11 protein-coding genes are annotated in these 14,487 nt (G+C 70.3%); 9 read left to right on the forward strand and 2 right to left on the reverse strand.

The annotated features are described in order from the left end of the window. Positions 1–383: 383 nt before the first annotated feature. The 4 genes from QOL15_RS01905 to QOL15_RS01920 all read left to right on the forward strand — a co-directional run bounded on the left by QOL15_RS01905 (position 384) and on the right by QOL15_RS01920 (position 7,940). Complete coding sequence (locus tag QOL15_RS01905) at positions 384–3,236, forward strand: PA14 domain-containing protein (RefSeq protein ID WP_071246527.1); 2,853 nt, start codon at positions 384–386, stop codon at positions 3,234–3,236. Between the two features lie 84 nt (positions 3,237–3,320). Next, positions 3,321–6,686, forward strand: a complete 3,366-nt coding sequence (locus tag QOL15_RS01910) for a PA14 domain-containing protein (protein WP_071246525.1) — start codon at positions 3,321–3,323, stop codon at positions 6,684–6,686. 131 nt (positions 6,687–6,817) lie between these two features. Further along, positions 6,818–7,525, forward strand: a complete 708-nt coding sequence (locus QOL15_RS01915) for an RHS repeat-associated core domain-containing protein (RefSeq protein ID WP_139197420.1) — start codon at positions 6,818–6,820, stop codon at positions 7,523–7,525. 4 nt (positions 7,526–7,529) lie between these two features. Further along, positions 7,530–7,940: a hypothetical protein gene (locus tag QOL15_RS01920; RefSeq protein WP_065964829.1), complete on the forward strand. Its 411-nt coding sequence runs from the start codon at positions 7,530–7,532 to the stop codon at positions 7,938–7,940. 410 nt (positions 7,941–8,350) lie between these two features. Here the strand turns inward: QOL15_RS01920 and QOL15_RS01925 are convergent, their stop codons facing one another. Beyond that, on the reverse strand, positions 8,351–9,169 hold the full coding sequence (locus QOL15_RS01925) for an SDR family oxidoreductase (RefSeq protein WP_071246521.1): 819 nt from the start codon (positions 9,167–9,169) through the stop codon (positions 8,351–8,353). Between the two features lie 234 nt (positions 9,170–9,403). Between QOL15_RS01925 and QOL15_RS01930 the strand changes: the two genes are divergently transcribed. The 5 genes from QOL15_RS01930 (at position 9,404) to QOL15_RS01950 (ending at position 13,866) form a co-directional block, all read left to right on the forward strand. Further along, on the forward strand, positions 9,404–10,291 hold the full coding sequence (locus QOL15_RS01930; protein WP_071246519.1) for an SDR family oxidoreductase: 888 nt from the start codon (positions 9,404–9,406) through the stop codon (positions 10,289–10,291). Between the two features lie 282 nt (positions 10,292–10,573). Next, positions 10,574–10,861, forward strand: a complete 288-nt coding sequence (locus tag QOL15_RS01935) for a Dabb family protein (protein WP_175473819.1) — start codon at positions 10,574–10,576, stop codon at positions 10,859–10,861. Positions 10,862–10,963: 102 nt separating this feature from the next. Beyond that, positions 10,964–11,689 (forward strand): phosphatase PAP2 family protein, encoded by a 726-nt coding sequence (locus QOL15_RS01940; RefSeq protein ID WP_071246515.1) that lies wholly within the window; start codon positions 10,964–10,966, stop codon positions 11,687–11,689. A 192-nt stretch (positions 11,690–11,881) separates the two neighbouring features. Further along, positions 11,882–13,222, forward strand: a complete 1,341-nt coding sequence (locus QOL15_RS01945) for a sensor histidine kinase (RefSeq protein WP_083393916.1) — start codon at positions 11,882–11,884, stop codon at positions 13,220–13,222. Next, entirely contained in the window at positions 13,219–13,866 is a 648-nt protein-coding gene (locus QOL15_RS01950; RefSeq protein WP_071246513.1) for a response regulator transcription factor, read from the forward strand. The genes QOL15_RS01945 and QOL15_RS01950 overlap by 4 nt, the downstream gene beginning before the upstream one ends. Before the next feature lie 22 nt (positions 13,867–13,888). On the opposite strand, the gene soxR is transcribed toward QOL15_RS01950, so the two are convergent. Next, positions 13,889–14,404: a redox-sensitive transcriptional activator SoxR gene (gene soxR, locus QOL15_RS01955; RefSeq protein ID WP_071246512.1), complete on the reverse strand. Its 516-nt coding sequence runs from the start codon at positions 14,402–14,404 to the stop codon at positions 13,889–13,891. Positions 14,405–14,487 lie beyond the last annotated feature (83 nt).

Below are 14,487 nucleotides of genomic sequence, written 5' to 3' on the forward strand. Positions count from 1 at the left end.
GCTGGCACCGCGCCTCCGCGCCGTCAGGAGTCGCCGCTGCGGCGCGCGTGCCTCCCGCGAGGACCCCTTGGACGATCCTGTGCCGAACTTCAGCATGGAGCTGTACCCCGAAAGCAGTACCGCTGCGGAATCGTTCGATCCCGGGCCGACACGGGCAGCAGTGCCCCCGGATGTCGACGTACCCCTGTCCGGCGAGTGGCCCCGAACGGGGGCCACGGGCGAAGAATTTCCTGTGACCCGCTTTCCCTACGCTCAGGCCCGTGCTCTCCAGGGGAGGGCGGAGCGTTCTCGGGTTCGTCCCGTTGCAGCAGTAGGGGAGTCCCATGTCGGGGCGTTATTCGCGAGCCGGTGTGCTCGCTGGGGTTGTCACGTCGATCGCGCTGGTGGCTGAGCTGCTGGTGGCTGTCCCGGCGCACGCCGATCCGGTCACGGCGACGTCACCGACGGATCTGCCGGCGCTGCCGTCGTCGCAGGGAGACGACCTCCACGCGGGCTCGGCACTGGCCGGGAACGGTCTGCAGGCACCCGGATCGTTGCTGACGAAGGCGACGAAGACCGGAGACCCGAACGACCAGGCTCCCCCCGGTCTCGACCCTGCGGCGGGCGCCTCGGCCACGGGGATCGCGAAGGGCGCCGAGCTGACGTCCCGGTCGACGTACCAGAACACGTGGACCAACCCGAACGGCACCAAGGTGACGCAGATGTCACGCGTGCCGCTGAACGTGAAGGACGGCTCCGGGGACTGGGTGCCGATCTCGACGAAGGTCGAGGAGACCGACGGCGGTGGCTTCGCAGTCGATGACCACCCGTTGCAGCCGGAGTTCGCCGCGTCGACCGGGGAGGACGGTCCGGACTACACGGTCACGTCGTCGTCCACGGGGGATCGGGTGTCGTTCGAGCTCGAGGGCGAACGGGACGCCGACGCGCACGTGCCGACGAAGAGCCAGCTCGCGGCATCGGACCAGCCGGACGCCAAGGCATCGCACGGTGTTGCCTACGACGACGTGCTGCCCGGGACCGACATGTCGTACCAGGTCGATGCTGGCGGGGTGAAGGAGGCGCTGATCCTCGAGCGTGCTCCGAAGGCCGCGAAGCCGTCCTACAGCTGGAAGGTGCACGCTCCGGGCCTGTCGGTGGAGGACGGCCCGGTCGGATCGATCAAGTTCGTCGACGATGACGGCAAGACCGTGTTCTCGACGCCGACGCCGCTGATGACGGACTCGTCCGGTGTCTCGGGCAAGTCCGACAACGCGGTCGCGACGATCCCGGTGAGCATCGACCACCTGTCCGGGGACGACTGGCGGATCACCCTGACACCCGACGCCGAGTGGCTCCGCGACGATGCCCGGGTGTACCCGGTGTCGTTGGACCCGTCGATCTGGAACGGTCCGTCCGCGCTGCAGTCGTACATGTCGACGAACAGCGGTCAGAGCGTGGCTGCGACGGCGTCGTACGCGAGCATCGGCAACTCGCGGATCAACAACGCACCGAGCGTTTGGCGGACCGTGCTGAAGTTCCCGTACGAGCAGCTCTACGGCAAGCAGATCCTCTCCGCACAGCTGGCGGAGACACAGGCCAACTCCGGGACCGCGACCGCGACCACGTCGGTCGCTGGGTGGGCGTCGGCCTACGCGTGGAACTGCGGTGTCCGCAACGCATCCCGCACGAACTTCACGGCCGGGTACACCGGAACGGCGTCGTTCGACGTGACCGGACAGGTCCAGCAGTGGACCGACGCGAGCTCGGCCGGCGGGTCCTTCTGCCTCATCGGCGACGAGAACGCCGGTGCCTACACCTACAAGAAGCTCGACGTGTCCCTCTACCTGCAGTGGGAGGACAAGCCCACCGTCGCCGGGTCGGTGTCGAGCATGCGGGACCCGAACCCCGGGTTCCCGGATCAGCAGACCTCCCCAGGTGCAACGACGTCCGGCGGAGCCGCTTCCTCGCCGGTGACGTCGTCGTCGACGCCGACGCTGGCGGTCAAGGCGACGCAGGACGGTGAACAGACCTACCCGCTGATCTACCAGTTCTTCGTCGGGACCACGACCGATCCGTGGGGCTCGCGGGTGTGGAACACCGATTGGACGAACGCGCCGAGCGGGCAGAGCCCGACGTTCCAGGCGACGGTTCCGCAAGGGGTGCTGCAGCCAGGGACGCAGTACTGGTGGAACGTCGTCGTGCAGGATCCCTACGGAGTGCGGGCGTGGACTCCGGCCTACCCGATGGTGACGACGTCGCTGCCGACGGTCGGTGCCAGCGGATCGTTCACACCTGCTGACGGTTCGGTCGTCGCGACGACGACTCCGACGTTGACGGCGCCGCCGGCGGTGTCGACGAACGGGCAGCCGCTCAAGTACGAGATCCGCGTCACCAGTGGTGCCGACGGCACGTCGGGCCAGATCGCCCAGTCGCCGCTGTGCGCCCCGACCGGCAGTGCGTGCACGATCAACGCGGACGGGTCGATGTCGTGGAAGGTGCCCGACGCGGTCCTGCAGGACGGCGGGTCCTACACGTGGGTGCAGGTCGTCAACGACACGTTCGGTGACTACCTCTACACGGCGAACTCGACCACGGGCGTGAACCGGTTGACGGTGAACTCGCGCGTCACCGATCCCGGCCCGGCATCGACGGACGCTGCAGGCCCCGTGACGGTGAACCTCGGCAACGGCAACGTGGCCGCGTCGTTCTCCTCGCCGACCGTGCGCACCCTCGGTGGGGACATGGGGATGAACTTCTCCTACAACTCGCGTATCGCATCGAACCGCGGTCTCGTCGGCACGTACTGGAACGTCCCGGCCAACACCGCGACGTTCGGCCGGGGCGATTCGATGACCCCGAACGCCGTGCAGACGCTGGTCCGCACCGACTCGGGTGTGAGCTTCGACTGGGGGAGTGCAGCGCCGGACGACGCCGTCTCGCAGTCGTACTTCCAGGCCAAGTGGACCGGGTACATGACGCCCCCGTCCGGGACCTACTCGTTCGGGTTCCTCGCTGACGACGGGGTCGCCCTGCAGCTGGGGACCACCGGGATCATCACCGACCAGTGGGGGGATCAGCACCAGACCTCGCCTCGCATGGAGACTGCCGCGAACCAGGTCTTGACCGTGAACGGGTCGCAGTGGTCGATCGGTTCGCAGTCGGGCCAGCTGCCGATCCCGATCACGGTGGACTACTACCAGCGCGGCGGATCCTCGAACGTGTACCTCGAGGTCCAGCAGCAGTCCGGGTCCTCGTAGGTCAACACGCAGGTCGTCCCGTCGAACTGGTTCACGAAGTCCCCGACGCTGCTGCCGTCCGGCTGGGCATCGTCCGCAGCGATCATGGGTGACGCGGGAGCGTACGTCTCGGCGTCGAAGCAGGGCGGTTCGGTGATCGTCACAGACACCGACGGCGGCACGCACACCTACGCCCGGACCGCTGCCGGCGGCTACACCCCGCCCCCGGGCGAGCAGGGGGTGCTGGCGTCCGACGAAGCCGGCAACCTGGTCCTCACCGACGAGGGCGGTACCGTCTACCAGTTCGACACTGCCGGGTTGGTCACGTCCGTGACCCCGGCCGCCGACCTCGGGTCGAAGCCGGCGAACCCGGTCCCGGCGTACAACAGCAGCCGACAGCTGACGTCGATCTCGGACCCGCTCTCGGCGTCCGGGTCCGGCACGTCCCTGGCCTACGCACGTCAGGTGCGGTTCTCGTACCTGTCGAACACCACGATCGGCTCGAGCGCGACGAACGGCACCAACCGGGCCGCGGGTGCATGCGCGCCGCCGTCCGGGTCCGCGTACCCGACCGCGGTCACCACGACCGCACCGGGGTCGCAGTCCGACGCCGGGATGCTGTGCCAGATCCTGTACCCGGACGGCACCACCACGCAGCTGTACTACGACACCACCGGACAGCTCGCCCGGGTCGTGGACCCCGGCAACGAGGTCACCGACTTCGGGTACACGCTGAGCTCGAGCAGCGGGACCTACCTGCTGTCGACGATCCGGAACTCCCTCACCAACGACTGGCTGGCTGCGGACAGCAGCCGGAACGCTGCCGGGCCGGTGACGACCGACATCCGCTACGACGGAACCGACCGCGCCACCTCGGTGACGCTGCCCGCCCCGGACGGGGTGACCAGCGCCTCCCGTCCGCAGAAGACGTACGGCTACGGCGCCCCGGACACCAACGGAAACCGCACCAGCACGGTCGACGTCGCCGGGATCACGGTCCCGAACGGGCACGCATCGACGGTGACGATGGACGCCGCGCTGCGGCAGACGTCGGCGGCGTCCGCGTCCGGGCTGACCAGTACCGCGGTGTGGAACAGCCGCGACAACCAGCTTGCCTCGATCGACCCGCAGGGTCGTGAGTCGAGCACCGTCTACGACCAGCAGGACCGCGCGGTCGCCTCCTACGGCCCCGCACCGGCGTCGTGCTTCGGACAGGTGCAGCCCGCGACCGCGATCCAGAACGCCAACGGTCCGCTGCCCACGGGCGGGGTCTGCGCCGGCACCGGGACCCCGGTGGCGCAGACGACGACCGCGATCGACGGGAACCTCCGCGGGCTGGCCGCGTCCTGGTACAACAACCAGACCCTCTCCGGCGCCCCTGCGGCGATGACGCTCGGCGTGCCGACGGCAGCGGGCGCGAACGGTGGGAAGACCGACGGCGCGGTCGACTACGACTGGTCGACCGGCGACAACGCCGTCAGCCCGATGACCACGCCCACCGGGACGGTCGTCGGCGGAACCGGCGGCGCGAACTGGACCGTGTCGTTCACCGGCCTGGTCACGTTCCCGACCGCGGGGACGTACCGCTTCTACACGTGGGCGGACGACGGCACGAAGCTCTGGATCAACGACCAGCTGCTCATCAACGACTGGGGCCCCCACGGCCCGCACGTCCAGGCCGCCACGAAGCCGATCACCGTCTCCGCGGGCCAGAGCCTCCGGATCCGGTTGAACTACCTGCAACAGACCGGGACGTCCCGGCTCGCGCTGGCCATGACGACCGGCAACACGCCGAGCACGTACACCGCAGCGGACGTGGTGCCCGCGTCGATGCTGTCCCCGGCGTACAACCTGGGTACCTCGTCGACGACCGCCGACGCGGTCCCGTCGGGCGCGCAGGCCAGCCAGATCAGTCCGATCACGACGGCCACGACGTACTCGCGTCCCTGGTACGGCACCGTCGACGGCACCACCGTCGACCCCGCCGGCCTGGCCCTGAAGACGTCGACCACCACAGAGGCTCCCGGTGCCGGCTACCTCCGCTCCCTGACCCGGACCCTGCCCGCGCAGGCCGCGGCAGCATCGACGAACGCGTACTTCGGAGCCGCGCAGACGATCAAGGACGCCTACGGCACCACGGACGGACAGATCTGCGGCGTGGACGTGTCCACCCCGCAGAACGGGATGCTCAAGTCGACCACCGGGCCGACGCCCGCGACGGGCAGTGCCGTCGTGACGTCGTACCTGTACGACGTGTGGGGTCGCACCGCCGGGACGAAGACCACCGGCGACGACGACTGGTCGTGCGTGACCTTCGATGCCCGAGGCCGGACGGTGAAGGCGGTCACCGCCGCGTTCAACGGGCAGCCGAGCACCACGGCGACGTCCTCCTACTCCGCCGACGGTCTCACCGCAGCGGTCTCCGACGGAGCGGTGTCCGGGTCCCCGAACGGCTCGACGACCACGGCCAAGACCGACCTGCTCGGCCGCGTCGTCAAGTACGTCGACGTCTGGGGCACCACGACCACCACGTCCTACGACCAGGCTGGTCGGATCACCTCGACGCTGGCGGTGACCGCGGACGGTGTGCAGCACTCGACGGGGCAGTCGTACGACGTGGACTCGAAGGTGACGCAGTTCACCGCGGACGGGAAGATCGTCGCGGTCCCCACCTACCAGCAGGGTGAGGTCACCGCGGTGGCGTACCCGGCGGGTGCCGGGAACGCCGGCAACGGCACCTCGGTCACGGTGACGAAGGACGGTGCCGGTGCACTGACCGGGTTGGCGTGGTCGTTCCCGAACAACCAGCCGCAGGTCACCGACCAGGTGGTCCGGTCCCAGTCCGGTGACGTCCTGAAGGACACCACCGCCCTCGGGGCGGCGTCGAACGCGTCGACGTACTCCTACGACACGGCCGGGAGGCTCGTGGCCGCGTCGATCCCGCGGCACCGGTTGACCTACGGCTTCGGTGCCAGCACGTGCGCCCAGTCGGGTGGGGTCGCTGCGGCCGGGAAGAACGGGAACCGGACGGCTTCGTCGGACCAGCTCCTCGACGCCTCGGGCAACCCGGCGGGTGCGGCGACGCAGGTCGCGTCCTGCTACGACGCAGCGGACCGGCTCATCGGGACCACGGTGACGAACCCGGTCACGGGAGCGACGCCGGTGAACCAGTCCTTGACCGGTGCGCAGCTGGTCTACGACGCGCACGGGAACACGACCACCCTGGCTGACGAGACCCTCGTCTACGACGGGCAGGACCGGCACGTCCAGACCGCACTGACGGACGGGTCGAAGGTGTGTCGTACGTGCGGGACGCGTCGAACCGGATCGTGCAGCGCACGGAGCAGACCCCGAACGGAACGAAGACCGTCACCCGGTACGGGTTCACCGGCGACGGTGACACCCCGGACTTCGTCTACGACGGCGCGAGCAAGCTCACCGAGTGGGACCTTCCCCTGCCGGGCGGGGTGACCGCAGAGCTTCGTGGGACGAGCGCGGTGTGGTCGTACCCGAACATCCACGGGGACATCGTCGCCACCACCGACGGTACAGGGCAGCTCGCATCCCAGGTGCTGCCGGTGTTCGACCCGTTCGGGCAGGTCATGGACCAGGCCACCGGCCTGTTCGGTACGACGACGGCGAACCAGTCCGGGCCGGACACGCAGCAGGGCAACGCCGACTACGGGTGGCTCGGGCAGCACCAGAAGCTCAGCGAACACCTCGGCTCGATCGCCACGGTCGAGATGGGCGCCCGGCAGTACGTCGCAGCACTCGGACGGTTCCTGCAGGTCGACCCCGTCGAGGGCGGCACCGACAATGCCTACGCGTACGTCAACGACCCGTTGAACGGACTCGACCTTGACGGTAACAAAGCGTGGAAGGTGGGGGACTGGGTCAACCTGGCAGACAACATCAGTTCAGGCCTCGGCGTGGCCGCACTTTTCGGCTGTGGCGTCTGCGGCATCATATCGTCCGTCCTCGCCGTCGGTGTTGGAGTGTACAAGCTTTCAAAGGGTGACAAGTCGGGCTGGCTTGATCTAGCGGGAGCAGCAAGTTTCGGCGTGGGGCGAGGGCTTGAAGCGGGAGTCAAGGCCTATCGTGGAGTTCAAGCGGCTTCGAAGGTGGGAAGAGTTGCGCGGAAGGCGGCGGCAATCGGTCGAGCCAGAGGTGCCCGTGTTGCCAAGTACGTGTTCAATTCCCACAAAGCGGCCGACTTTGTTTACGGAGCCGGAAGAGGGGCAACATGGATTCATCAGTCCGTGAGCAACCGGCAGTCTTGGCTTTACCCCCCACGACGCAAGAAACGGTAGAAGGTTGGAGTTGATCGCATTTTTCGCCTTCATCGGGGCGACGGTGATCGTGACGATCACTGGAGTCGCTGCGGGAAGGAGAAGCGCATTGAGGAGCGCATTCCGGAACAACAGAGTTCTTTGGGAAGCGCATTCCGATGAGGAGATGCAGAGGATCCTGGGTGCTCGAGGTGCGCCCTTGATCGCGGTGCATAAGCGGAACTCCCAGCGATATCTCCAGTGGCTCTTCATTGATGACGATGGAGCATACGCAGTCGAGACATGCAAGCTCGACCCTCGGGTCGAGTTCGTCAGTCCGCGATCAGGGCTCACCTTGACGGAGTTGCGCGACCTCACGCGGGAAGCGCGGGTACCGGCCCGCCCCCGGATCAGCTACAGAATCTGGTCGGACTACTTCGACGAGATCGGCAAGTAGCTTACTGACAAGAGGCTCATTTCGACTTCAAGTCGGCGTCGTCCCTGATCCACCCGCCTAACGGCATCTGTTGAAAGCAGGGACAGGGTGTTCCGATGTTCCAAATTCGCTGGCGCAGGCGTGGTATGGGGGTGACGGAGGTCGTCGGACTTCGCGGCCCGGCTACCTCTCGGGATGGTTTTTCCGGGCATCGTCGATCGGCACTACCGTGATGCCCTGCTCCTTCGGCACTCCGGGACCGTGTTGGCAGATTGCGGCGTCGGCCCGCCGAAGCGTCTCCTCAGTAGTTCGTCCTAGCTGGTTCGACGGACGAGCCCCGCGCCTCCGATCGCGAGACGTGGCTCGAGAAGGCAAGGAGGGCGCGCCGCCGGTCCGCACCAGCGACGCGCCCCTCCCACAGTCCTCCCGGATCAGGCCCCGTGCGCCTCCTCCGCGACCGGCTGCCACGCACGCCACGTCGCCAGCCGCGACTCGTAGTCCCGCTCGGCGATGCCCAGCGGTGCCTTGCCGAAGAAGACACGCAGCGGCGGCTCCTCGGCATCGACGACCTTGAGGATCGCGGACCGCGTCGCCTCCGGCTTGCCGGGGTCCGCTGCCGACGGACGCTTCGACGCCGCCTCACGCACCTCGGCGTACGCGTCGAGCTCGTCGCTGTGCTTCGACGACGGACCCGACCAGTCGGTCGAGAACCCGCCGGGTTCGACGAGGGTCACGTGGATCCCGAAGCCCGCGACCTCCTGGGACAGCGACTGCGACAGGCCCTCGAGCGCCCACTTCGACGCGTGGTACGCGCCGACGGTCGGGAAGGCGCTGATCCCGCCGATGCTCGACACCTGCACGATGTGGCCGGAGCCCTGCTCGCGCATGATCGGCAGCGCGGCCTGCGTGACCCAGAGCGCGCCGAAGAAGTTCGTCTCGAGCTGCGCGCGGACCTCGTCCTCGGTGAGCTCCTCGACCATGCCGAAGTGGCCGAAGCCGGCGTTGTTCACGACCACGTCGAGGCGGCCGAAGTGCTCAGCAGCCTGCTGCACGGCGGCCACGTCGGCCTCGCGGTCGGTGACGTCGAGGCGGATCGCCAGGAACGTGTCGGGGTACTGGTCGACGAGCGCCTGGACGTCGTCGGTGTTCCGTGCGGTGCCCGCGACGGAGTCGCCGCGCTCCAGGGCGGCCTCCGTCCACTCGCGGCCGAAGCCCTTCGACGCTCCGGTGATGAACCAGGTCTTGGCCATGTCGCTCCTCGTGTTCGGTTGCGGTGACCCCGGCAGGCAACGCCCGTCGCCCCGGCGCGACCTGAGCGGCCGGGTGACAGGCGGCCGACACCGCCCCCGCAGGCGGTCGACACCGCCCCCGCCGGCGGCCGCCGGCCGCCGCACGACCGGACCACCAGCGCCGGACCACCGGACCACGGCCCCACCGCCCGCCTGCTGACAGCCCGCTCGCCCACCCCCGAGCACCATGGCCCCATGAGCCAGTACGACAAGCGCGACCCGAACTCCCTCTACCCGAAGCCGCCGTTCCCCGAGCAGGAGCAGTCGCTCCCGGGCGCCGCGTACAAGATGGACCCGAAGCCCGACCACGGCGAGGACAGCTACGTCGGCAAGGAGCGCCTCACCGGCTTCCGCGGCATCGTCACCGGCGCCGACTCCGGCATCGGTCGCGCCGCCGCGATCGCCCTCTCCCGCGAGGGCGCCGACCTGGTCCTGTCCTACCTGCCCGACGAGCAGGAGGACGCCGAGCAGGTCCGCGACCTCCTCGAGTCCGAGGGACGCCGCGCGGTGCTCGTGCCGGGCGACATCTCCGACGAGCAGTACTGCCGGGACCTCGTGCAGCGCGCCGTCGACGAGCTCGGTGGCCTCGACACCCTCGTCATGGTCGCCGGTCGGATGGACAGCAACGACGACATCCTGACCCTGACCACCGAGCACTTCGACTCGACGTTCAAGACGAACATCTACTCGCTGTTCTGGCTCACCCAGGCCGCGGTGCCGCACCTCGAGCCCGGCTCGACGATCGTCACGACCGGCTCGATCCAGGCCGCGACGCCCTCGCCCGACAAGGTCGACTACGCGATCTCGAAGAGCGCCGTGAAGACCTTCACCGAGGCCGTCGCGCAGCAGCTCGCCCCGAAGGGCATCCGCGTCAACTCGGTCGCGCCGGGTCCGGTGTGGACGCCGCTCCAGCCGGGTTCCGACGACGCCGAGACCGTCGCGCACTTCGGTGAGCAGTCGCCGTTCGGTCGCCCCGGCCAGCCCGCCGAGCTCGGGGCGGCGTACGTACACCTCGTCAGCCCGGAGTCGAGCTACCAGTCCGGCTCGACGATCACGATCGCGGGCGGCACGCCCGCCTTCTGAGCCGGGTCCGACGCGGCGCACCGGACGACGCAGGTCGCGTCCGACGCGGCTCCGGACGACGCACGCCGCGTCCGACGCGACCACGGGACGGACGGGAGGCACGGTGCCAGCCCGCACCGCGCCTCCCGTCCGTCTCCCGGTCGCGTCCGCGACCCGATGCGCTCGGTCACCTGACGCCGCGGAACGCAGGGGGCGTCCATGCGGAGGCGCGACCCACCGGTGGGCTGTCCCAGTCCGGTGCTGGCAGGGTGGGCGACGACGACGGGAGCGACGATGGCCGGTGTGACGCACGTGGTGCTGGTGGCGTGGGACGGCACGGGCGGTGACGCCGAGCGAGCCGATGCGCTGTGCCGGGAGCACCTGCCCCGGATCGACGGTGTCGAGTCGGTGCGCTCCGGGCCGAGCGTGAGCACCGAGGGGCTCGAGGGCGGCTTCGACTGGATGCTCGTCGTGCGCTTCCGCGACCGGGACGCGCTCACGGCCTACCTCCCGCACCCGGAGCACCGACCGGTCGCCGACCACATCGGCGGGTCGAGCTCCCGCGTCGTGGTCTTCGACGTCGAGGACTGACCCCGGCGGAAGGGGTGCGGCGTCCGCCGGTCCTGTGTGGTCTCTGATGCTTCCTCGGGTGGTGCACCGTCGCGCGCGCCCGTGCCCTGCCACCATGGTCGGATGACCGACGCGCCCGAACTCCGCCGCAGCAGGCGAACGGCCGACGTCGTCGGCATCCTCGAACCGAACCCCTACCCGCTCGTCGCGATCGCCGTGGCCGTCGTGTCCGTGGTCGTCCTGACGATCATCGGGTTCTTCCTCGGAACGGTCGACCTCGGTCTGTCGAAGGCGTTCAACGAGCTGCACGTCGGTGCGCTCGGGGCCTTCACGACCGCGGTCTACCACGTCATCAGCCCGGTGCCGGCGATCGCGCTGACCTTCGTCGTCGCCGGCGTCATCTGGTGGCGGGCACGGGACATCCGGCCGGCGTTGGGTTTCGGGATGACGATCGCGATCACGTGGTTGCCCTCCGCGGCGGTCAAGGAGATCGTGCACCGGGCACGTCCCGACGTGGCGCTCCTGCCGCACCCGTTCCCCGTGCAGCCCGACCCCGGGTACCCGAGCGGGCACACGGTGTACATCACGGCGTTCGTCATCGCGCTCGTGTGGGTCGTCCGCGAGACGCGGTGGCACCGACTGGCGCAGGTGCTCGGCGTCGTGGCGATCGTCGTCGTGTTCCTGTCGGTGTCGATCGACGCCGTGCACTACCCGACCGATGCGGCGGCCTCGGTGCTGTGGGCCCTCGCGGTGACGCCGGCGGCGCGCGTGGTGTGGGTCGACTGGGTGATGCCGAAGGTGCCGATCCTGCGGCCGCGCGAGGGAGCGGCGGTGCCGGTCCGGCGCTGACCGGGACCGCACTGGCACTGACCGGTGCCGCCCCGGCACTGACCGGGACCGGGGGCGCGGTGGCGCCGGTCGGACGCTGACCGGGACCCGGGGGGAGCCCCCACCCGGTCGGAGGGCCCGCCGGGTGCTGCCGGAGGTCACGGACCGCGAGGCTCGAGGAGCACTACACTTCCCGAGTCACGAAGAGGTCTCATGTCCCGCTCCGCCACCGTCCCGCCGTTCGCCGTCGCACCCCGGTTCCACTTCACCACCGCGCTGTTCCGGGCGACCACCTGGCGACAGTTCGCCTTCCACGCAGCGCACCTGCCGATCGCCGTCGCGGCGCTGGCCTGGTTCGCCGTGACGATCGCCGTCGGCGTCCCCGCCGCGGTCACGTGGTTCGGGCTCGTCGTCTCCGCGTTCCTCCTGGGTGGTGGCGCCTGGTTCGCCGCCGTGACCAGACGGATGTCCGCGGCGCTGCTCGAGCAGGAGGTCGCGCCGCCCCGCTTCCGTGCCCGCCGACCGGGGCTGCTCGGATGGGCGACGACGCGGTTGACCGACCCGGCACGCTGGCGTGCGTTCGCCTACCTGCTCGTCGGGTTCGTCGTCACGACGTGCTCGTTCGCCGTCTCGACGGCCGTCCTCGTCACCTCCCTCGGCGCCGTCACGCACGCCGCCTGGGGCCGGTACCTCCCCGCGCAGGTCGGCGCCGACGGCCGTGAGCACCGTGGCGCCCAGCTGCTCGGCACGTTCGTCGACACCGTGCCGATGCAGCTCGCGTTCGCCGCGCTCGGGGTCGTCCTGCTGCTCGCCGTGTGGCCCGCCGTCAACCACGGGCTCGGGTCGCTCCAGCGCGTGGTCATCCGCTCGCTGCTCGGGACCACCCGCCGTGCGGAGCGCCTCGCCCAGGTCACCGCCTCCCGCGACGCGGCCGTCGTGGACGCCGACGCGACCCTGCGCCGCATCGAGCGCGAACTCCACGACGGCACGCAGGCTCGGCTCGTCGGCCTCGCCATGACGCTCGGCGACGCCCGGGACCGCCTGCAGCACGGGCAGGGCGGCGCCGGCGTCGAGGCGCTGGTCGACCAGGCGCACGCGGCGACGAAGGAGGCCCTCGTCGAACTGCGCGCCCTCGCCCGCGGGATCCACCCGCCGGTCCTGGACGCCGGTCTGGAGGCGGCGCTCACCTCCGCCTGCGCGCGTGTGCCGTTCCCGGTGACGCTCCGCACCGACCTGCCGGTCCGCCCGGCGCCGGTGGTCGAGGGCATCGCGTACTTCGGGGTCCTCGAACTCCTGACGAACGTGTCGAAGCACGCCGGGGCGACCTCGGCCGTCGTCGACGTCGCACTGGTCGGCACCGACCTGGTCGCCACGGTGCAGGACGACGGCGTCGGCGGCGCCCACGTCGCACTCACGGCCGAGGACGGGCACGGCACGGGGCTCGCCGGGCTGCTCGAACGCCTGCGCGCGGTCGACGGGTCCCTGCACGTCGACAGCCCCGCGGGTGGACCGACCTCGGTGCGGCTGGTCGTGCCTGCGGGAGCCGCCACGTGAAGGTGCTCATCGCGGACGACAACACGATCGTCCGCGAGGGGCTCGCGGCGCTCCTCCGGGGCCGCGGGCACGACGTCGTCGCGGCCGTCGGGGACGGCGAGGCGGTGCTCCCCGCACTCGCCGCGACACCGGCCGACGTCGTGGTGATGGACATCCGGATGCCGCCGACCCACACGGACGAGGGCGTGCAGGCCGCGGTCCGCGTCAAGGCCGCCCGGCCGGACGTCGGGGTGCTGCTGTTCTCGCAGTACGCCGAGGTGCGGTGGGCGCGCACGCTCCTCGACGTGGCGACGGTCGGCGTCGGCTACCTGCTCAAGGACCGGGTCGCCGAGGTCTCGACGTTCATCGACTCGCTCCAGCAGGTGGCCGCGGGCAACGTCGTGCTCGACCCCGAGGTCGCCGCTGCGCTCGTGCAGGCACCCCGACCGATCCGCGACCGCCTCGACACGCTCACCGCCCGGGAGACCGACGTCCTGCGCCTGATGGCCGAGGGGCGCTCGAACGGGGCGATCGCCGAGGCGCTGTTCCTCTCCGGGGGCACCGTCGAGAAGCACGTCACGGCGGTGTTCGCGAAGCTCGGGCTCGAGGCGGCGCCGGGCGACCACCGGCGCGTGCTCGCCGTGCTGCGCTTCCTCGCCACCTGAGCAGGGCACGGTCGGGCCGGGGTCAGGCCGGGGCTGCCCCGTCGTCCTCGAACGGCAGGAGCCGACGTGCGCCGTGCCCCTCGGCGCCGAGCGCGTCGCCGGGGTTCACCACCAGGCAGGCGTTGAGCGAGACGCACCCGCACCCGATGCACTGCGTCATCTCCTGCTGCAGGCGCTCGAGCTCGAGCTGGCGGGCCCGGAGCCGTGCGCGCCACCGCTCGTTGAGCCGGTCCCAGTCCCGCAGCGACGGCATCCGGTCGGCGGGCAGGGCCGCGAACTGCTCGGCCACCTCGCCCAGGGGGATCCCGAGCCGCTTCGCCACCTGGATGATCGCGATGCGGCGCTCCACGTGCCGGGGGTACAGCCGGGTGCCGCCGGTGGTGCGCTCGGGGTGGATCAGGCCCTTGCGTTCGTAGAAGTGCAGCGCCGAGGCCGCGACCCCGGTCCGGCGGACGACCTCGCCGATCGACAGCAGGTCGGTCGGCCGCGGCGGCGCGGCGTCCGACGGTCCGGTCCTGCCGTCGTCGATCTCCACCATGGTCGAGATCCTACGACCGGTCCGGCACCAGGAGCGCTTGGTACGATCGAGCACGCAATCCGTGTATCTACCGGCCGCCGGCA

The sequence above is a fragment of the Curtobacterium sp. MCBA15_012 genome, assembly GCF_001864935.2.
In the GTDB taxonomy this organism is placed as follows: domain Bacteria; phylum Actinomycetota; class Actinomycetes; order Actinomycetales; family Microbacteriaceae; genus Curtobacterium.

Excerpts from the sequence above, each read along its gene's own strand:
- QOL15_RS01910 (WP_071246525.1), top strand. The coding sequence starts at position 3,321 with ATGGGTGACGCGGGAGCGTACGTCTCGGCGTCGAAGCAGGGCGGTTCG.
- QOL15_RS01915 (WP_139197420.1), top strand. The coding sequence starts at position 6,818 with ATGGACCAGGCCACCGGCCTGTTCGGTACGACGACGGCGAACCAGTCC.
- QOL15_RS01925 (WP_071246521.1), bottom strand. The coding sequence starts at position 9,169 with ATGGCCAAGACCTGGTTCATCACCGGAGCGTCGAAGGGCTTCGGCCGC.
- QOL15_RS01930 (WP_071246519.1), top strand. The coding sequence starts at position 9,404 with ATGAGCCAGTACGACAAGCGCGACCCGAACTCCCTCTACCCGAAGCCG.
- QOL15_RS01940 (WP_071246515.1), top strand. The coding sequence starts at position 10,964 with ATGACCGACGCGCCCGAACTCCGCCGCAGCAGGCGAACGGCCGACGTC.
- QOL15_RS01945 (WP_083393916.1), top strand. The coding sequence starts at position 11,882 with ATGTCCCGCTCCGCCACCGTCCCGCCGTTCGCCGTCGCACCCCGGTTC.
- soxR (WP_071246512.1), bottom strand. The coding sequence starts at position 14,404 with ATGGTGGAGATCGACGACGGCAGGACCGGACCGTCGGACGCCGCGCCG.